At 34.9% G+C, this 20,366-nt stretch carries 22 protein-coding genes; 3 read left to right on the plus strand and 19 right to left on the minus strand.

All coding sequences use genetic code 11. The features are described 5' to 3' along the window. Positions 1–21 precede the first annotated feature (21 nt). The gene (locus tag DER71_RS04055) at positions 22–1,494 is read right to left on the minus strand and encodes a pyridoxal-phosphate dependent enzyme (protein ID WP_114457082.1); all 1,473 of its coding nucleotides are present in this window, start codon (positions 1,492–1,494) and stop codon (positions 22–24) included. Between the two features lie 380 nt (positions 1,495–1,874). Further along, positions 1,875–2,285 carry an OsmC family protein gene (locus tag DER71_RS04060; protein ID WP_114457083.1) on the minus strand — a complete coding sequence of 137 codons (411 nt, stop codon included), beginning with the start codon at positions 2,283–2,285 and terminating at the stop codon, positions 1,875–1,877. A 325-nt stretch (positions 2,286–2,610) separates the two neighbouring features. On the opposite strand from DER71_RS04060, the gene DER71_RS04065 reads away from it, so the two are divergent. Then, the gene (locus DER71_RS04065; protein WP_114457084.1) at positions 2,611–3,045 is read left to right on the plus strand and encodes an OsmC family protein; all 435 of its coding nucleotides are present in this window, start codon (positions 2,611–2,613) and stop codon (positions 3,043–3,045) included. 319 nt (positions 3,046–3,364) lie between these two features. Here DER71_RS04065 and DER71_RS04070 read toward each other — a convergent pair whose 3' ends face one another. From DER71_RS04070 to guaB, 14 genes are all read right to left on the minus strand, one after another. Beyond that, on the minus strand, positions 3,365–3,991 hold the full coding sequence (locus DER71_RS04070; RefSeq protein WP_114457085.1) for an MliC family protein: 627 nt from the start codon (positions 3,989–3,991) through the stop codon (positions 3,365–3,367). 162 nt (positions 3,992–4,153) lie between these two features. After that, positions 4,154–4,633 carry a 23S rRNA (pseudouridine(1915)-N(3))-methyltransferase RlmH gene (gene rlmH / locus DER71_RS04075; RefSeq protein WP_114457086.1) on the minus strand — a complete coding sequence of 160 codons (480 nt, stop codon included), beginning with the start codon at positions 4,631–4,633 and terminating at the stop codon, positions 4,154–4,156. After that, on the minus strand, positions 4,623–5,438 hold the full coding sequence (locus DER71_RS04080) for an MBL fold metallo-hydrolase (protein ID WP_114457087.1): 816 nt from the start codon (positions 5,436–5,438) through the stop codon (positions 4,623–4,625). Before DER71_RS04080 ends, rlmH begins: the two co-directional genes overlap by 11 nt. Before the next feature lie 3 nt (positions 5,439–5,441). Continuing rightward, complete coding sequence (locus tag DER71_RS04085) at positions 5,442–6,089, minus strand: redox-sensing transcriptional repressor Rex (RefSeq protein WP_114457088.1); 648 nt, start codon at positions 6,087–6,089, stop codon at positions 5,442–5,444. Positions 6,090–6,236: 147 nt separating this feature from the next. Beyond that, on the minus strand, positions 6,237–8,189 hold the full coding sequence (metG, locus tag DER71_RS04090) for a methionine--tRNA ligase (protein WP_114457089.1): 1,953 nt from the start codon (positions 8,187–8,189) through the stop codon (positions 6,237–6,239). Positions 8,190–8,216: 27 nt separating this feature from the next. After that, on the minus strand, positions 8,217–9,077 hold the full coding sequence (gene rsmI / locus DER71_RS04095) for a 16S rRNA (cytidine(1402)-2'-O)-methyltransferase (protein ID WP_114457090.1): 861 nt from the start codon (positions 9,075–9,077) through the stop codon (positions 8,217–8,219). A 1-nt stretch (position 9,078) separates the two neighbouring features. Continuing rightward, on the minus strand, positions 9,079–9,804 hold the full coding sequence (locus tag DER71_RS04100) for a tRNA1(Val) (adenine(37)-N6)-methyltransferase (protein ID WP_114457091.1): 726 nt from the start codon (positions 9,802–9,804) through the stop codon (positions 9,079–9,081). Positions 9,805–9,808: 4 nt separating this feature from the next. Continuing rightward, positions 9,809–10,132, minus strand: a complete 324-nt coding sequence (locus DER71_RS04105; RefSeq protein ID WP_114457172.1) for an initiation control protein YabA — start codon at positions 10,130–10,132, stop codon at positions 9,809–9,811. A 16-nt stretch (positions 10,133–10,148) separates the two neighbouring features. Beyond that, complete coding sequence (locus DER71_RS04110) at positions 10,149–10,955, minus strand: stage 0 sporulation family protein (protein WP_114457092.1); 807 nt, start codon at positions 10,953–10,955, stop codon at positions 10,149–10,151. Between the two features lie 30 nt (positions 10,956–10,985). Further along, entirely contained in the window at positions 10,986–11,975 is a 990-nt protein-coding gene (gene holB / locus DER71_RS04115) for a DNA polymerase III subunit delta' (RefSeq protein ID WP_114457093.1), read from the minus strand. A 22-nt stretch (positions 11,976–11,997) separates the two neighbouring features. Then, complete coding sequence (locus DER71_RS04120) at positions 11,998–12,357, minus strand: cyclic-di-AMP receptor (protein ID WP_114457094.1); 360 nt, start codon at positions 12,355–12,357, stop codon at positions 11,998–12,000. Continuing rightward, entirely contained in the window at positions 12,357–12,983 is a 627-nt protein-coding gene (tmk, locus tag DER71_RS04125) for a dTMP kinase (RefSeq protein ID WP_114457095.1), read from the minus strand. Before tmk ends, DER71_RS04120 begins: the two co-directional genes overlap by 1 nt. 168 nt (positions 12,984–13,151) lie before the next feature. Beyond that, positions 13,152–14,087, minus strand: coding sequence for a thioredoxin-disulfide reductase (gene trxB, locus DER71_RS04130; RefSeq protein ID WP_114457096.1), 936 nt, complete (start codon positions 14,085–14,087; stop codon positions 13,152–13,154). Positions 14,088–14,177: 90 nt separating this feature from the next. Continuing rightward, on the minus strand, positions 14,178–15,641 hold the full coding sequence (gene guaB, locus DER71_RS04135) for an IMP dehydrogenase (RefSeq protein WP_114457097.1): 1,464 nt from the start codon (positions 15,639–15,641) through the stop codon (positions 14,178–14,180). A 609-nt stretch (positions 15,642–16,250) separates the two neighbouring features. Between guaB and DER71_RS12185 the strand changes: the two genes are divergently transcribed. Both DER71_RS12185 and DER71_RS04140 read left to right on the plus strand, forming a co-directional pair. After that, positions 16,251–16,484: a hypothetical protein gene (locus DER71_RS12185; protein WP_233487370.1), complete on the plus strand. Its 234-nt coding sequence runs from the start codon at positions 16,251–16,253 to the stop codon at positions 16,482–16,484. Beyond that, positions 16,463–17,362 (plus strand): DUF362 domain-containing protein, encoded by a 900-nt coding sequence (locus DER71_RS04140; protein WP_233487371.1) that lies wholly within the window; start codon positions 16,463–16,465, stop codon positions 17,360–17,362. Before DER71_RS12185 ends, DER71_RS04140 begins: the two co-directional genes overlap by 22 nt. Before the next feature lie 138 nt (positions 17,363–17,500). Here DER71_RS04140 and recR read toward each other — a convergent pair whose 3' ends face one another. The 3 genes from recR to dnaX are packed head-to-tail and all read right to left on the minus strand — an operon-like array spanning position 17,501 to position 20,233. Next, positions 17,501–18,097, minus strand: coding sequence for a recombination mediator RecR (gene recR / locus DER71_RS04145; RefSeq protein ID WP_114457099.1), 597 nt, complete (start codon positions 18,095–18,097; stop codon positions 17,501–17,503). Then, positions 18,097–18,405, minus strand: coding sequence for a YbaB/EbfC family nucleoid-associated protein (locus tag DER71_RS04150; protein ID WP_114457100.1), 309 nt, complete (start codon positions 18,403–18,405; stop codon positions 18,097–18,099). Before DER71_RS04150 ends, recR begins: the two co-directional genes overlap by 1 nt. Before the next feature lies 1 nt (position 18,406). Then, entirely contained in the window at positions 18,407–20,233 is a 1,827-nt protein-coding gene (gene dnaX / locus DER71_RS04155; RefSeq protein WP_114457101.1) for a DNA polymerase III subunit gamma/tau, read from the minus strand. Positions 20,234–20,366: the final 133 nt, after the last annotated feature.

A 20,366-nucleotide genomic window follows, 5' to 3' on the forward strand; every position in this document is an offset into this window, starting at 1 on the left:
TATAGATAATAAAATTTAATTTTATAATTCTTTTAAAAGCCCTGTTCTATCATTAAACTCTTTAATCAATTCATCAATTTCTGCAGCCTGTTTGTGTAATTTGCCCCAGTAATTATCATAATCATACCACTGAGCATTTAATTCTTCTGAACTTTTGCCCTGCTGTTCTACCCAGGTATAATATTTAAGATTGTGGACTCTCATTCTTTCCTGATAACCCATCTCTAAAGTATTTTCTGTATTAATACCTTTTAGGTATTGATGATAATCTTTAATGGCATCTTCTCTTGTATATTCTCCCATTTCTTCATTCATCTCTTCTAGTCTGGATGTATATAATTCTAGAGAATCTGTTAAAACAGTAATCAACATATCATTAGCATCAAGCTCATAATATTTTGCCATCTTTATAGCTCCAACTAAATTTGCAATTCCAGAAATACCTAAAAGTTCAAGTTTAGAAATGAATTCTTCTGGAATACCCTTTTCTATTAAATAATCTCTACCTGCTTTTTCGTTAAATAATCTCAAAAGTGCCATAGTTCTATTATCATCTACTGCAACAGCCATATCTGTATTCTTAACATTATGAATCCATGGTATGTGTTTATCTCCAATACCTTCAATTCTATGTGCACCAAATCCATTGCTCAGAATTGTCGGACACTGAAGTGCTTCCCCAACTGCAAGCTTACTTGTAGGGAATACATCTTTTAGATAATCTCCAGCACCTAAGGTCCCAGCAGAACCACTTGTTGCAAAAAAGCCAAAATATCTATCATCTTCACCCATCTCATTGTTTATTACTTCTTCCATTGCAGAACCTGTAACCTCATAATGCCAGAGGTGGTTGCCCAATTCTTCAAATTGATTAAAAACAGTAATATTTTCTCTTGTTTTTCTTAGTTCCCAGACTTTATCGAAAATTTCTTTTACATTACTTTCTGTACCGGGAGTCGGTATTACTTCTCCTGCAACTTTTTTTAGCCAGTCAAATCGTTCTTTACTCATGCCTTCAGGTAAAATAGCTATAGAATCACATGCTAAAAGCTGAGAATTATATGCTCCTCCACGGCAGTAATTTCCCGTTGAAGGCCAGACTGCCTTACTGGAAGTTGGATCAAACTGTCCGGTAACTAACTGTGGAGCTAAACAGCCGTAAGTTGCCCCTACTTTATGTGCACCTGTAGGAAACCATTTTCCAACAATTGCAAAAATTCTGCTTTCTACTCCAGTTAATTCCGGGGGAAATTCTATATAATTAACTCCATCATAAAGACCACCATCTTTTACTGGCTCATTTTTCCAGGTAATTCTAAAAAGATTGTAGCTGTTTATATCCCATAGACCTATATTTTTTAATTTTTCTTTTATTTTTTTAGGTATAAGTTCGGGATTTTTCATCTGTTCAAATGTAGGCAGAATTATATTGTTCTCTCTAGCCCTTTTTATCACCTTTTTTAGCTTTTCCTCATTGATATTAAGATTTATCATCTAACTTTTCTCCTCCTCACATTAATTGTGAATTATTGTAAAATTATAAAAATTATTAAATGAAACTTAACTCTTATAATATATATTCAATGTTATTTAATAATTTCCTGCAGGAATATTTATTTTTTTTAAAAATTGAGCAGGAGAGAAATAATTAGTTTATTTCCTGACCTCACACATAACTACAGCATACCGTTTGATACAGGACGGTTCATTCCTTTAATTGTTATGCTTTAATTTTTTCACCACAATGAACACCCCTCTCTTCAGCCAGTGGTTGGCACTGCCCTTATTACCCCCCCTGCATCAGGCTTTTACTAATCAAGCCAATATTCATGCCAGCAAACAACATAAAAACCCGGTTTTAACCGGGTTGAAAGTTAAATATTTTCTATTTCATAGCTTGAAGTAATCTCGGCATTTAAAGAACTTCTTGCTGAGCAATATTTTTCCTCTGACAATTTAATGGCTCTTTCAACTTTTTTTTCATCAAGATCTTTACCTTTTAACTTATAAGTAATATGAATTTTGGTAAATCTTTTTGGGGGCTCCGCTGCTCTTTCACCATCAATATCCATCGAAAAAGATTCTATTTTCTGCTTCATTTTATCGAGAATCATAACTATATCAATTCCAGTACATCCACCCAGACCTGTTAAAAGCATTTCCATCGGCCGCGGTCCTTTATTGTGACCTCCACTATCTGGAGATGCATCCAGAGTAATACTGTGTCCGGACGGTAAACTGCTCAAAAACTCCATATCTCCCTGCCAGTCAACATTAATTTTCATTTAAATATCCCCTTTCTTCTTTTTCATTAAGCATTTTTGAATTTTTTAGATAATCTTTTTGTGGGAAAACCATATTTTAATTTTTGCAAAAAAACATATTGTTTTTATAATACTATATTTGTTCATAATCTTAAGTTATCTGGTTAACAGCTGTATTAAATAAACACCAGTAAATTTAATTCTATATGATAATTAATGTTGTTTTACAAAAAACTAAATATTAATTCTAATACCTTAAAATAAAAAAGGGTTTTCTTAAGAATTATAGAATATATTATTTGAGATAAAATAATATATAAATTTAAATTACAGGAGGCGAATTTTTATGCCATTAGCAAAATTTTCAGTTACTTCAAAAAGTGAAAATTCAACTAAAGTTGTAGCAGAAACAAGAACAGGTTTTAAAATTATTGTTGATGAACCAAAAAATCAGGGTGGCACAAATGATGGACCAAATCCAGTAGAATATGTCCTTGCTGCTTTGAGTGGATGTCTAAATGTAGTAGGACATCTTGTGGCAAAAGAAATGGGTATTGAAATGAAAGGAATAGAGTTTGAAATCAGTGGGAAACTGGATCCAGCTAAATTTATGGGCCAGTCAGAAGAAAAAAGAGCAGGATATCAGGAAATAAATGCAACTGTAAAGCCTGACTGTGATGCAGATGAGGCAGCTCTAGAAAAATGGATTAAAGCCGTAGAAGAAAGATGCCCTGTAAGTGATAATCTTACAAATGAAACACCTGTTAATATAAGTCTTTAAGCTGTAAACAAAAAGTAATCAATTCGGCAGACTATTTCTATTTTTCTTTCTGCTGTTAATAATTATACTTTAAATTTCAATGAAAAATAATAAAGACTTTCCTCTTTTTTGCAGCTCTAAAGATAATTTTGGGAAAAGTCTATAAAATAATTTATTGCTGAAAAATCCTCTAACTAAAAAAGTTAGAGGATTTTCTTTAATGTCCAGGAAATTACACCAGATGGTTTATTGTGGATAAAATTTATGCATTCATAATTTCCGACATCAACAAAATTTAACCTTACTGTAATAAAGAAATTCGAAGGACATTTTGTTCATTCTATGATAGAAATCTACCTCCACCAGTATAACTTTCATTAGGGAATATAATTCTCACCTGATAGGGAAGCTTTTCTCCAGTCATGGTATCTATATACTGTTTTTTAATCAGAATAACCTGAAATTTTACAGCAGGACTATCTATATAATATATTTTGTCATCTCCAGCCGGCCCAATCCACACATCATTAACTCGAGCCTGGATCTCAGTTTTTCCATAATCACCTACAAATTTCACTTCTGCATCATCTCTAATCTCAACATGCCATCCAGGTTCATTACCCACTGCCCGAAAATCAACTCCATTTTCTGCTGCTATTTGCCAGGAGTCATAGATTTTTTCATCAGAAAAAGATACCAGTTTTCCCCTTATTTCCAGCAGTCCATCATTTCCTTTAGACCAGAACATAAGGTCATCTTTTTCGTATTTAGCTCCTGAAGCAGAAACTGCAGAATCCAGAGCTATCTCCTGATCACCATTATTTATTATTAATTTTCCGTCTACATACAAAAGCTCCAGATCTATTAGATCATTTCTAAAAAGATATCTCTCTGAAGCCTGTATTCCACCTGCTAAAACAAGCATTAAAAACAAAGTTAAAATAAAAACCGAAAAAATTTTTTTCACTTATTAAACCTCCCATTAATTAATTATAATATTATATTACAGAAAACAAGTTCATGTTCATGTAAATTAAAAAATTAAATCTATTAAACACTAATTAATAAAATAGAAGCAGCTGTAGAGATGCCCCACAATTTAAAAATATAATTATTTAGATGTGTAAATTTATAGGTGATATGGTTCATTATTATTTATTTTAAATGCTCTATAAATCTGCTCCAGTATAATTAGCCTTATCATCTGATGTGTAAATGTCATGGGTGACAGCGAAAGTCTGTAATCAGCTTTATTCAGCAAATTTTTACTCAACCCGGTAGCGCCTCCAATAATAAAGGTAAAGCTGCTGCAGCCCCTAAGTTGAAGATTGTGCAGTGATTTTGCAAAACCTTTAGATGTCATTGGTTTCCCCCTTACATCAAGTGCAAATACATAACTTCTTTCAGGTATTTTATCTAAAATTCTTGCAGCTTCCTTTTTGCGTATATTTATTAAATCCTTTTCAGAAAGATTACTCCCTAAATTTTCATTTTTTACTTCAATAATCTTCAGGTCACAAAACCGCTGCAGCCTTTTTTTGAATTCTGAAATCCCATAATTTAAATAATCTTCTTTTACACTTCCCACTCCAACAATATTAATATTCATCAGCTGTATACCTTTTGTCAAGATCAAACAATTCTGTAGGTTTGTTCTGGACAGCACATTCTAAATTAAGATCTCTACCAACCTTTAGCCCAGATTTCTGTAAATTGTTATTAACAGTAATATATGCAATTTTAGGATTATTGTTTTTCTGACTCAAATGGGCAAGTACTACTGTTGGAAAGTTGCTGCCGATCAAATCTGGTAAAATATCTGCTGCAGCATCATTGGAAAGATGTCCAAACTCACTTTTAATTCTATTTTTTAGATAATGGGGGTATTTACCTGTCATAAGCATTTCCAAATCATGATTGGACTCCAGAATGAGAAAATCTGAACCGCTCAGCTTTTTTGCCGCTTCATCTGTCAGCACTCCTGTATCTGTCGCAACTGCGATTTTCTTTCCATCAGCCTGACATATATATCCTACCGGGTCAGCTGCATCATGAGAAATACTGTAAGGTGTAAAAGCAAGATCTCCAATCATAAAATCTTCGGAAAAAATATTGCAGTTTTCATTTTTTATTTTACCTAATTTTTGCTTTCCTTCTGCCCACGTTCCCTGATTAGCATAAATAGGAATATTATAGCGTCGTGACAGAATTCCTGCTCCTTTAATATGGTCATTATGTTCATGAGTTATCAGAACAGCTGAAAGGTTTTCTGGATTGAGATTCAACTTCTTCATTCTCTTCTCAATTTCTCTTCCACTCAGCCCCACATCAATAAGCACAGAATATTTTCCAGAACTTATATAAACTGCATTACCACTGCTTCCACTAGCCAGGACAGCTACTTCAGTTTTCAATTCTTACACATCCATTTCTTCCTGCCAGCTCAAATGATAGATTAAACTTACAATTCCAACGGCAAGATCTTCATTACGAACAACAATATTTTCAGGAATATACAGTCTGGTGGGTGCAAAATTCCAGATTGCCTTAATCCCTGCTGCTATCATTTCATCTGCTACTTCCTGAGCAGAATCGGCAGGAACAGAGATAATTCCTAATTTTATATCTCTCCCCTGCAGAGTTTCTTTAATAGATTGAATACTTTTAACTTCAATACCATTAATCTGGTTTCCTATTTTGCTTAAATCATTATCAAAAACTTCTACTATTTCCAAACCCATCATTTCAAAACTGCCATAATTAACAAGTGCACGCCCAAGATTACCTGCACCAACTATAACAGCCGGCCAGAGCTTATCAACTCCCAATATCTTACCAACAGATCTTTTTAATTCCTGAACATTGTAGCCAACTCCACGTCTGCCAAATTCTCCATAATAAGAAAGATCTTTCCTAACCTGTGTGGAAGGTATCCCAAGACGCCCTCCCAGATCTTTAGAAGAAACCACCTCTACTTCTTCAAAAGTAGAAAGTTTATCTAAACATCTGTAATAAAGTGGAAGTCTTTCTATAGTTGCTTTAGGTATATTATTTCTCTCTTTCACCAGTAATTCCTCCTCCGATAATTCCTCCTATTGATAGTGAAGTGAATAACTAATCCATATTATAATATTACTATACAAACTACAAAAATCCTTTTTTAACTCAAAATCAAATTAGGCCGTCAGCTTTAGACGGCCCTTATATTCAATTTATTTTACCTGACTGCCGTTTGCAATATCTGCACTAACAGTAGATAAAACCATATTACCTTCCGGATCAGATGCAGCCAAAATCATACCTTCAGATTTGACGCCAAATATCTCTGCAGGTTCCAAATTGGCAACTATCAAAATCTTTTTACCGACAACATCTTCAGCAGAATAGTGTTTAGCAATACCGGCAACAAGCTGCCTTTCTTCCAATCCAATATCTACTTTAAGTTTAATAAGCTTATTACTGTCTTCTATTCTTTCTGCCTCCACTATTTCCGCAACTCTAATATCAGTCTTCATAAATTCGTTAAATGAAATTCTATCTTTTATATTCTCCAGCTCCAAGTCATCTACCTGTTTTTCCTTTTTGACTGCAGTTCTTGCTTCAACCTTCTCAAAATATTCTTCTATATCTATCCTTGGGAAAATAGGGTCACCGTTGATAACCTTTCTACCCGGAATTAAGCCACCCCAGACAGCGTCTTTCCACACAGCAGTTTTAATTTCATTTAAATGGCCTAATTGTTCTGCTATTTTATATGGTGTTTCTGTCAGAAATGGTTTTAACATTACCGCAGTTATACGCAGTGATTCCAGCAGATTATATATCACTGTTGACAGCCTGTCTTTCTGGGCGTCATCTTTCCCTAAGATCCAGGGAGTAGTCTGATCTATGTATTTGTTTGTTCTGCGGACAAAGTTCCACAGCTCTTCAAGTGCTGCAGTATAGTGAAGTTCTTCCATCTCTTCCTCAACAATAGATTTAGTCTTTTCTGCTTTTGCAATTAAATCTTTATCAACTTCTTCTACAGTTTTTACTTCCGGAATAATACCAGCAAAATATTTTTCAACCATGGCAACAGTTCTATTGAGCAAATTCCCTAAATCGTTGGCCAGATCGGAATTTATCCTCTGAATCAAAGCTTCTGTCGAATAAATTCCATCTGAACCAAAAGCAACTTCTCTTAATAAATAATATCTAATCGCATCTCTGCCGAAATCATCAATCAGTACAACTGGATCAACAACATTTCCCCTTGATTTGGACATTTTTCCTGATTTGGTTAAAAGCCATCCATGGCCAAAAACTTGTTTGGGAAGTTCCAGATCCAATGCCATTAAAATTATCGGCCAGATAATTGTATGAAAACGAAGTATATCCTTGCCGACAATATGAAGGTCTGCAGGCCAGTAATGTTCAAATGTTTCGGGATCAGTTTTATATCCAATTGCAGTTATATAGTTGCTGAGTGCATCAATCCAGACATAAATTACATGATCTTCATCAATGGGGACAGGGATCCCCCAGTCAAATGTTGTACGAGATACACTTAAGTCATCCAGCCCCTGTTCAATAAAATTAATCATCTCATTTTTCCTGCTTTCAGGCTGAATAAAGTCCGGGTTTTCTTTAATGTGAGCTAAAAGTTTATCGGCATATTTACTCATTTTGAAAAAATAGCTCTCTTCTTCCACCCATTCCACAGGACGGTGGCAGTCAGGACAGACTTTTTCTCCATTTTTTTCTTCAAGCTGCCTTTCTGCCCAGAATGCCTCACATGGTGTACAGTACCATCCCTTATATTTATCTTTATAAATATCACCTTTATCATAAAGCTGTTTAAATATCTTCTGGACTACCTTTTCATGTCTTTTTTCAGTTGTTCTGATAAAATAATCATAGTCTATATCTAATTTTTCCCATAAATTTTTAAAAGTGGCTACTATCTCATCCACATACTGTTTTGTATCTTTACCTGACTCTTTGGCTTTACGTTCAATCTTCTGTCCGTGCTCATCAGAACCAGTTAAAAACATGGTATCATAACCCTGCATCTTCTTAAAGCGTGCTATTGTATCTGCCGCTACTGTTGTATATGCATGACCTATATGTAATTTGTCACTCGGATAATAAATTGGGGTGGTTACATAATATGTTTCTTTACTCAAATCTGATCATCTCCCACTTATAATATTTTACTGCTTATCTATTTTAATAGCCACCGCAACTCTGTAAACTTCGCTTTTTGGTAAATCCCGTAAATCGGCGACTTTTTTTATTGCTTCTTTTTTGCTAAATCCATTATTCATTAAAAGTTTTATATGCTCCAGTATACTAAGATTTTCCCACCCTTCTTCCTCTTCTTTTATTTTTTTTCTGCCGGAAACCACCACTACTACCTCACCCTTTATTTCTCTGCTATTTAATTTTTCAATTATTTCTATTGTATTACCATAAATTTTTTCTTCATGAATTTTGCTCAGCTCTCTTGCAACCATTATATCTCTTTCGGCAAGCTCTGAACTGTAATCAGCAAATTCTTTCAGAGTAGATAAAAGTCTGTAAGGAGATTCGTAAAATACAGCTGTTTTTTCTTCCAGCGATATTTCATCAATAAACCCATCTCTCTCTTTAGTTGACCTCGGGATAAAACCAAGAAAAACAAATCTGCTCAAATCAAAACCAGAAACAACCAGTGCAGAAACGAAAGCAGTTGGACCAGGCACAGGAATTACTTCAATTCCATTTTTAACTGCCATTTTAGTAATTATCTGGCCGGGATCAGATATGCCCGGCATACCGGCATCACTTACTAGAGCTATATTTTCCCCACTCTGAAGTCTTCCCAGTATTTCTTCTGCTCTCCTTTTTTCATTGTGTTCATGATAACTGATCATCCTATTTTTTATGTCAAAATAATTCAAAAGCTGTCCGGTTCGTCTTGTATCTTCTGCCGCAATTATATCAGCTTTTTTTAAAGTTTTTAATACTCTTTTAGATATATCTTCCAGATTACCCATCGGAGTACCACAGATAAATAACTTTCCTTTTTCCAAACTAACAGTCCTCTCCATAAATTTCTTTTACCTCATCAGTATAAAGATTACTCTTTTCTTTGTATATAAATAAAGCAGGATCAACACGTAAACCAGGGCTAGCTCCCTTTTTAGCCTTCATTAAAAATATATCAGACTCTTTTTGAGGCCGAGAATGCACAAATCGCATTTTCTTTGCCTGAAAATTATATCGGCTCAAAAGCTCTATAACTTCAGTCAGCCGCCAGCTTCTATAAACAAGGTAAAAATTCCCACCAAATTTAATTACACGCGATGCAGCTTTTATCACATCTTTTATGTCTGCATGAATTTCATGTCTGGCAGCTGCTATAAATTTATTCTCTTTTGTTTCTCCAGATTGAACTGGTAAATAGGGCGGATTGGAAATTACAGCATCTGCAGAACCGGCAGCAAAAACATCTTCAAGTGAACACAAATCTGCTTCTATTATATTCACACGCTCCTTAAGATTGTTAATCTCCACATTTCGGCGGGCCAGCTCAACCAGTGGTGACTGAATTTCCACACCACTGACTTTTATTCCACTGTTTTTGTATGCCAGAAGCAGAGGTATTACACCTGATCCGGTTCCCAGATCCACTACTTTATCACCAGGTCTAAACTCAGCAAAATTTGCCAGTAATACTGAATCAGTTCCAAACTTAAAATATTTATCATTTTGAATAATTTTTAGCTCATTTTCAATCAAATAGTGAGTCTCTTCCATCGCTTTATTTCTCCTTACCCTGATTTTCCAGCAGATTAAGGCAGAAAAGACAGTTTCCCTTTCTTTTTTCTCCAAAACTGAGCGGACAGACATGATACCCTTCATCATAAATATGAATTAAGTTTATATAGCCCTGCCTTTCAGCCGGTATTTCATCTTCAGCTTCATATTTGAAGATGAGATTCTTTAATTCATCATTTTCTGTACGCAGTTCTTCATTTTCCTGATAAAGCTGATAAGTTATATCTTTTAATTTGTGAAATCTAAGAGAAAGGGCTTCTATCTGCTCCTGGAAGTGGGCAAGGGCACTGAGAACTTCTTGATCCATCAGTTTTCCCTTCCTTTCAGTCAAAATCGTATTCATCCAAATCTTCAACCTCAACTTCTATATAATCTTCTCCACCTATATCAACTTTAATTGTTTTCTTGACAAGATTGCGGTCCACAATTTCCCCTTCACCGATTTCTAAATCTACAGTTTCTCCAACTTTGGGCATTATTTCTTTGAGTTTTTTATATGTTTTTGACTCATATTCCAGACAGCACATAAGTCTGCCACATAGTCCTGATATTTTAGCAGGATTAAGTGAAAGGTCCTGTTTTTTGGCCATTTTAATTGAAATTGGCTGAAAATCTCTCAAAAAAGTAGCACAACAAATTGGACGACCACATGGTCCCAGTCCACCCACCATTTTTGCCTCATCTCGAACACCAATCTGGCGCAGCTCAATTCGTGTTTTAAACACACGAGCTAAATCCTTAACAAGTTCTCTAAAATCAACTCTTCCATCAGCTGTAAAATAAAATATTATTTTATTGTGATCAAAAGTGTACTCAACATCTATCAGCTTCATAGGAAGCCCGTGTTTATCTATCTTTTTAAGGCAGATATCATAAGCCTCTTTTTCTAAACGCTGGTTTTCCTCATGTTTTTCTTTATCTTTTAAAGTTGCTTTCCGCATGACATCTTTTAAAGGAGCAACTATCTCTTCTTCAGTCACTTCTTTTTTTCCTACAACAACTTTACCATATTCAATTCCTCTTGCTGTTTCTACAATAACAAAATCACCGGCTTCAAGTTCTATATTACCAGGATCAAAATAATAGATCTTGCCGGTTTTTTTGAAGCTAACTCCTACTACAGTATACATTCAATTACACACCTCAATTTATTTTTATATCTACTTTTGCTCTAATTGGCGCAGTTTAAAAAGCAATACTTCCAAAGCTAAATCCTTGCGTACATTGCTGTCAATATATTTTTTAGCAAGTTCAATATATTCAAGTTTATCCATAATATTTTTTTCTGTGTATTTATCAGTACTCTTCTTTATTAAGTCAAGATAGTCAATGTTTTTGACTCCCTGCTCATAATTCTGTTTGAACATAATTATATCGCGATACCAGTTTGATAGCAAATAAAAGAAAGGAAAATCATTATTAATTAATTTATTAAATTGATCTGCCGCAGAAAATATTTCCACAGTAGTTTTTTTATCAATAGCTGCTATAAAATTATATATACTTTTTCTTTTTTCAAAAAAAGACTCATTTTCTGCAAATTTAACAGCTCTACCCGGACTTCCTTCTGCAAGATAGGATAATATTTCCGCCTTATCCTGTGGCAGATCTTTTTTTAATAAAATATCTTTTATCAGTTCAGCTGAAACATCAGTTAATTTCACTTTCTGACAGCGTGATACTATTGTCGGTAGGAGTTTTCCTTCATCTTCAACAAGGAGTATTATAGTAGCAAATTCAGGAGGTTCTTCCAGTGTCTTAAGCAGGCTGTTTGCTGCCTCTTTAGTCATTAAGTCAGCATCTTCAATAATATATATTTTTCTATCACTTTCATATGGTTTATATGTTATTTCCTTTTTCAATTCTCTAATCTGATCTATTGATATTGCAGATTTATCTTCAGCTTTAACTATAGTCTTTAAATCCGGATGATTACTGTGATCAACTTTGCGGCAGCTTATACAGCTGTCACAGCTGTCCAGTTTTTTATTGCTGCAGAAAACTGCTTTGGCAAATTCCAGCGCCAGCTTCTTTTTTCCCAGCCCACCCTGTCCAGAAAACAGATATGCATGGCTGATACGTCCATTTTTAATTTCATCTTTCAATATTTCTACAGCTTTATCCTGACCACTTACCGAAGAAAAACTCATTTTTGAATTACTCCTTTTTTATTTAAACTTTGATAAATTTTTCAACATTGATAATAAATATTGTTGCTCCTCCAATTTCGACCTCCATAGGGAAGGAATAATAGCCCTCAAGAGAATTGGCAACAGGTGACATAGGTGCTACAGTTTTTTTGCGTGATTTGCAGTTTTCTCTAATTATCTCTATTACTTTATCTATATGTTCTTCATCAGAACCTATCATAAAAGTTGTATTTCCTTCTCTTAAAAAACCACCTGTAGAAGCCATTTTGGTGGCCTGAAAACCTTCTGTAGTTAGTGCCTCTAAAAGATCGGCTGCATCATGATCATGTACTACTGCTATTATCATCTTGACCGTTTTAGCCATGTTAGCTTTTTTTTCCATTATAATAACCTCCTGGAAATAATTTTTTTAATCTGAGCATGTACATTTTCCGTTTCTCCACCAGCATCAACTACTACAAATCTATCTTCTTCTGCCATCTTGAGATAACCTTTTCTAACACGCTGATGAAAATAATCTCCTTCTCTTTCCAGGCGATCTCCTGTCTGATCATTACTAATTGAACGAGCTCTCATAAGTCCCTGTTTGATTTCTATATCCAGGATAAAAGTGAGATCAGGCCAGTACGGATCTACAACCCATTTATTGATAGAATAAACTGTTTTATAGTCCAAGCCCCTGCCATAAGCCTGATAGGCTAAATTGGAATCAACAAATCTATCTGAAAGTATTATTTTACCTTCTTTTAAAGCTGGAATAATATTTTCTTTCATATCCTGTGCTCTATCAGCTGCATATAAAAGTATTTCTGCTTTATAATCCATAATATCATAGTGGGGATCAAGCAGGATTTCTCTTATTTTTCTGCCAATTTCTGTTCCACCAGGTTCCCTGGTATATTCTACTTCTCTTCCCTTTTCTGTGAGAAATTTATACAGCAGTTTAATCTGTGTAGTTTTTCCGGATCCTTCTATTCCTTCAAATGTTATAAAATATCCTTGAGCCAAAGAGTCCAGCTCCTCTCCTTACTTTATTCTATTTGTCTCATTATATAATAATCATCTTTTTTTTGCAATATACGAAAAGCTGCCCTATATTCCTGTATTCTCTAATACAACAGGAAAATTAAGGCAGCTTAAATTACCTTGAGGGTAATATATTTCAATGATCAATTTTTAATTTTTATTGTCTAAATACTTGCCAGCCTGAATTGCTGCTTTTGCTCCAGAAGCAGCAGCAATAATAACCTGCCTGTATTCAGGATCCTGAACATCACCAGCAGCATAGACACCTTTAATACTGGTCTGCTGTTTTTCATCTGTAATAATATATCCCTGCTCATCCAGTTTGATTATATCTTTAAAAAGTTTGGTCCTTGGTGTATGACCAACTGCTATAAACAGTCCGGAAACTCCCAGATCTTTTTCTTCTCTATTTTTGTTATTAAAAATTTTAATTCCCTGCAGTTTATTTTCCCCTAGAAGTTCTTTTACTTCTGTATTCCAGAGAACTTCTATTTTTTCGTTATTCTTTACTCTATCACCAAGTATTTTTGTTCCTCTAAACTTATCTCTCCTGTGCAGTACATATACTTTACTGGCAAACTTAGTTAGAAATGTTGCTTCCCATAAAGCAGTATCTCCACCGCCGACAATGGCAATATCCTGATCTCTAAAAAATGCCGCATCACAGGTAGCACAGTAGGAAATTCCATTACCACGGAATTTATCTTCTTTTTCTAAACCCAGCTGACGCGGTTCTGCACCGGTGGCAATTATTACAGATTCAGCAATATATTCTTCCATATCAGTTTTTATAATATAGCTGTCACCAGAAAAATTGACAGATTCTACAATTTCATAAACTAGACGTGCATCAAAACTCTCTGCCTGTTCTGTTATCTTCTGCATCAATTCAAATCCACCAATACCGCCGGGAAAACCTGGATAATTTTCTAATTCTGAAGTAGTTGTAATCTGACCACCTGGCTCAGGTCCGTTTATTACTAAAGGGTCAAGACCTCCACGGGCAGCGTAAATTGCTGCAGAAAGCCCGGCCGGCCCCCCTCCAATAATGATTAATTTTTCTTCTTTTCTATTTTCTTCAGACATGATAAGCCCTCCTGTTATGGACTATTATTTATTTAATTCACAGCTTATATTATTACTTTTTTATAATTTTGTCTGTAAAACCGGCAACAGCTAATCCACACTGTAGTTGGGCGCCTCTTTGGTTATTGTTATATCATGTGGATGGCTTTCTCTTAGTCCGGCAGGAGAAATCCTTATAAACTGTCCATTTTCACGCAGATCTTCTATATTTTTTGTCCCACAGTATCCCATTCCTGATTTTAATCCACCTACCAGCTGATAGATAGTTTCATATAGTGTACCTTTATAGGGAACACGCCCCTCTATTCCTTCTGGAACAAATTTTTCCGGTTCTTCTTGATCTTCCTGAAAATACCGATCCTTACTTCCCTGTTTCATAGCACCAACAGATCCCATTCCTCTGTAAACTTTATAGCTTCTACCCTTGTAAATTTCCAGTTCACCAGGACTTTCTTCTGTACCGGCAAGTAAACTTCCAATCATTACAGTGTGTGCTCCAGCTGCAAGTGCTTTTACTATATCACCGGAATATTTAATACCACCATCAGCTATAACTGTTTTTCCGTATTCAGCAGCCTTTTTAGCTGAATCATAAATTGCGGTTATCTGGGGTACTCCCACACCTGCAACAACTCTTGTGGTACAGATAGAACCGGGTCCAATACCCACTTTAACCACGTCTGCACCAGCCTTTATTAATTCTTCAGTTGCTTCTGCTGTAGCTACATTTCCAGCTATAATGGGAAGATCCGGAAATTCACTTTTTATTTTCTTTACTATTTCAATAACTCCCAGTGAATGTCCATGAGCAGTATCAACAACCAGGATATCTACATCAGCTTCATAAAGTGCTTTAACTCTTTCCATTGTATCTGTTCCTGTTCCAACTGCTGCACCTGCAAGAAGCCTTCCCTGTTTGTCTTTAGAAGCATATGGAAACTGTCTTGCTTTTTCTATATCTTTAATTGTAATAAGTCCCCGCAAAATACCATTATCATCTACAATGGGCAATTTTTCTATTTTATGCTTCTGCAGGGCATCTTTTGCATCATCAAGTGTAGTTCCAACAGGAGCTGTTACGAGCCCTTCATCTGTCATAACTTCTGAAATTGGACGGTCATAATTTTGAACAAAGCGGAGGTCTCTATTGGTAAGGATTCCAACAAGAATTTTTTCTTCATTTACAATTGGAACTCCAGAAATATGATATTTTGACATCAGTGCTTCAGCTTCATTGATGGTGGCATCTGGCTGAAGGTAAAACGGATCAACAATAACTCCACTTTCAGATCTCTTAACTTTATCTACTTCAGATGCCTGCTGTCTGATGGACATATTTTTATGGATAATACCAAGTCCACCTTCTCTTGCCATAGCAATTGCCATATCACCCTCTGTAACTGTATCCATACCAGCACTAATGATTGGAATATTTAAACTAATTTCATCTGTCAGCTTTGTTCTGGTTTCAACTTCTTTAGGCACAACATCAGATCTGGCAGGAATTAACAAAATATCATCAAAAGTTAATCCTTCTTTAACAATTTTATCCATTTTTCCGCCTCCTATTTAAATTTTAAAATATTTTATAAAATTTCCACTGCAATTTAATGACTTTTTAAGGTATTAGATTCGCATATATTTAAGGTATTTTAACAAAGCCTGAGCACAATGTCAAGCTGCAGAAAATAGGAGTTTCCCCAAAATTTATTTTCAAGCTGCAAAAAGGGGGCTTTAGTCATCAACGAAATTTTTAGATTTATCTAAAACTCAATTCGGGTGTGAAATAGGGCACACTAATCAATGAGTCCTCCTGACTCATGATTAGCTCACTCCATCCTGCAGTTCAACCCTATTTCTTCCTTCATTTCGTTAAGATTCATTGACTAAAAATTTCAATATTCCTGCATCTCCCTTTTTTGCAGCAGTATATAAAAAATGGGGAAAGTCTATGCAGAAAATTTATCAGCAGCAGTGAAATAATAAAGTTTCCCCAAAATTATTTTTAGAACTGCAGAAAAGGGGAAAATCTTAGGTGTAAAATCTTAATGAGCGAAAAGTGTAAAATATTATTTGACATTCATAACTTGTTATATCCTGAAATTTATCATATAATTAAAAATAAGTTTTAATACATTAAATAATTCAACAAGGAGGAATATTATGTCATCAAAAGTATATATAGCTGACATGAAGTCAACAACCAACAGTGAAAGTCTTGTTAAAAAGTTGAGCAAATTATTTTATAAGGCTGGATTCAATGAATTTATAGATAAAGATGATCTGGTGGCTGTTAAACAACACTTTGGAGAACCCGGAAATACTGCTTTTATAAGACCTGTTTTTACCAGACAGCTGGTAAGTGATATAAAAAAATGGGCGGCAAACCTTTTTTAACAGATGCAAATACACTTTATGTAGGTGGAAGGGCCAATTCTGTTGATCACCTCAACAGTGCCATAGCCAATGGATTTGGTTATGCATCTATTCAGGCTCCAATAATTATTGCTGATGGTTTAAAAGGCAAGAATACTATGGAAGTTGAAGTGAATCTAAAGCACTTCAAAAACATAAAAGTTGGTTCTGAAGTAATGCATGCTGATTCCTTGATAAGTCTGGCCCACTTTAAGGGACATCAGCTGACCGGTTTTGGCGGAACATTTAAAAATATAGGAATGGGACTGGGCAGCCGTGCAGGAAAACAGATGATGCATTCGGCAGTTTTACCAGAAATTGAAGAAGAACACTGTATTAAATGCAAACAGTGTGTAAAATACTGTCCGGAAGATTGTATTACAATTAATGAAGAAAAAAGCTTTATTAATCATGATATATGTATTGGCTGTGGAGAATGTGTTGTAACTTGCCCAACAGAAGCAATTACAATAGAATGGGAAGCAACAAGTGAAGGAGTGGAAGAAAGACTGGTAGAATTCACATATGGAATTGTAAAAGAGAAAAAAGATAAAACAGCATATATAAATTTCATTACAAATGTTTCTCCAGACTGTGACTGTTCAGGATGGAATGACCGACCAATAGTTCGCGATATAGGTATTTTAGCTTCTAAAGATCCTGTTGCTTTGGAACAGGCTTCTCTGGACCTGGTTAATAAAGAAGAAAAATGTTTTGGAATGCTTGTTGATAAAGATATTAAGCCTGGAGAAAATAAATTCAAACATGTACATCCCAGTACTGATGGTGGTTTAAGACAGATAGAATATGCAGAAGAAATTGGTCTGGGAAGCAGAGATTATGAGCTAATTGAACTGTAACATCCAGCTTGGTTAATGGAAATTTACAATATCTACAATTTCCATTAAAATAATTCAAAAGATATTCATAAAATTAATAAAACCCTGTCTTTAGAAAGAAATTCTCTGGACAGGGTTTTATTATTAGCAAATTTTAATTTATAATTCACGGCGTCCTTCCAGTGCTTTCGAAAGTGTTACTTCATCAGCATATTCCAGGTCTCCACCCACCGGTACACCATGAGCAATTCTGGTAACTTTAACTCCAAGTGGTTTTATAAGTTTTGCCAGATACATCGCTGTTGCATCTCCCTCAGCATTGGGATCTGTTGCAATTATTACTTCTTCAACTCCGTTTTCCAGTCTGGGAATCAAACTGCGAATTTTTATTTCATCAGGACCAATTCCATCCATGGGAGAAATAGCTCCATGCAGCACATGGTAAAGTCCATTATATTCTCCAGTTTTCTCCATAACCACTATATCACGGGGACTTTCGACAACACATATCATAGATTGATCTCTACTTTCTGAACTGCAGAATGAACATTTATCATTTTCAGTTAAATGATTGCATACAGAACAGTAATTAATTTTTTCGCGAGCCTCCAATAGAGCATCCGCGAGCTCCTTTACTTCATTTTTGCTGCGTTCCAGAATATAAAATGATAGTCTGCGAGCAGTTTTAGGCCCAATACCGGGTAATTTACTCAATTCACCAATAAGTTTACCCATTGGTCTTGGATATGGATCCATTAAAACATCCCTGGAATATTCATTCCACCGGTAATTTTACCCATTTCTTCATTTACCATGTCCTGTACTTTGCGCATACCTTCATTAACTGCTGCCAAAATAAGATCTTCCAGCATTTCTACATCTTCAGGATCAACTGCATCTTCATCGATCTGCAGATCTACTACCTCCTGTTTACCATTAACAACAACTTTAACAACTCCACCACCTGCAGTGGTTTCTATTGTCTTTTCTTCCAGTTCTTCCTGCATTTTTGCCATTTTGGCCTGCATTTTCTGTGCCTGCTTCATCAAATTATTCATCTTCATTTTAATCTCCTCCTCTTTTTTCCAGAATGTTTTTGTCTACACTTATAATTTCACCTTCAAATAAATCTGCTAATTTTTTTAAATCTTCAAAAGTGTTTTCTTCATTATATTTTTTTTCTTTTTCTACTTTTTTCTCTTTCCTATCATTATTATCAGTATTATCACTTATTTTTTTTTTAAGATTATTTTTTTCTGAAGCACTGCTGTAAATTAAGAATTCAACTTCTACCGGCTGGCCCAGTACATTCCTGACAACTTTATTGATCATTGAACTATTGGACAGTGCTCCCTTGTAATGAAATTTCTTTCCTTCAGGAAAAGCCACTGTAATTGTTTTACCATTTACCTTAACAGGCGTTCCTTCCCTCAGAAGGGCCTGAACTGATATATCAGTTTTTCTTATATTATTGAGCACTTTCCCCCATATTTTTTTAATATCATCCAGTTTTAAATCAGTATTTTTCTTCTGTTTTTGGGGTGCAGCCTCTTCAATATTCCTTTCTGAAGCTCCATCATTTACCTCATCTTTATCTGCAAAATCTTTATCATCGGCTGAATTAATCTTTTTATCTACATTCTTAACGGTTTTATTAATATGGTGTGGCTTATTAACATCATCTTTTGTCTTCTTTAATTCCTCTGTCTTATCTGAAGAAGATGCAGCTAAAGAGTTTTTTAAATGAGAAAGCTGAAATTCAAGTTCTTCAATCCTTTCAGCAAGCATTAAAGGATCATTATTATCGCTGCTGCACAATTTAATAACTGCAATTTCCAGCTGAAGTTTAGGCTGATTACTGTATTTTAACTTCTGATTCAATTCCGAAAAAAGATCTATTATTTCAGTTAACTGTCTGCTGCTCAACTGTGAGGCTTCTTCTGAAAGATCATTTAAATAGCTTTTGGAATACTCCAGTATTCCGGATTCAACTCCACATTCCTTAATAAGCAGAAGTTCGCGACAATATTCTATTAATTCTTCTGAAAATCTTTCTATACCCAGCCCCATAGCGATAATTTTAGAAACCAATTTTAAGGCCTGATCACTGTGCTTTAAACTAACTGCATCCAGAAATTTTTTCAGTTCTTTTTTTTCCACTCTGCCCAACATTTTAGCTACACCATCTGCAGTTAATTTACCATCAGTAAAAGAAATAGCCTGATCAAGCAGACTAATCCCATCTCTCATGCCCCCTCGAGCATTTCTGGCAAGAATATCCAGCGTTTCAGCTTCAACTGAAAATTCTTCCTGCTGACAGATAAATTTTAGCCTCTTTTTAATATCCGAAAGTGATAAAAGCGAAAAATCGAAGCGCTGACATCTCGACATAATTGTTGTAATAACTTTATGTGGTTCTGTTGTTGCCAGTATAAAAACAACACTTTCTGGAGGTTCTTCCAGTGTTTTTAATAATGCATTAAAAGCTCCTTTGGTGAGCATATGTACCTCATCAATAATATATACTTTATATTTCCCCTCACCTGGATAAAATTTAACCTTTTCTCTCAGATCCCTTATTTCATCAATACCTCTGTTTGAAGCTGCATCAATTTCTATAACATCAAGTGAATTCCCTTTTTCTATTCTCTGACAAGAATTGCATTCTCCACAGGGCTCAAAATCCTCTGCAGGCTGGGCACAGTTTAATGCTCTGGCAAATACCTTTGCAGTGGAAGTTTTCCCTGTACCACGAGGACCTGCAAAAAGATATGCATGGGCAACTCTATCATTCTTTATTGCATTTTTTAATGTTTTTACCACATGGTCCTGTCCAATTAAGTCTTTAAATTTGGTCGGCCTGTATTTTCTATAAAGTGAGAGAAAAGACATTAAATTCACCTCTATTTATTTTTATATTTTTATTATATGATTGTAACACAAAAACATTAAGCATATTCAATCTAAACTAAGCTTTTAAATCTAAAAATTAGTTCTCAACAACAAAAAAATTGAATATCACAGA

This window comes from Halanaerobium sp. DL-01, assembly GCF_003338615.1.
Classification (GTDB): Bacteria; Bacillota; Halanaerobiia; order Halanaerobiales; family Halanaerobiaceae; genus QPJE01.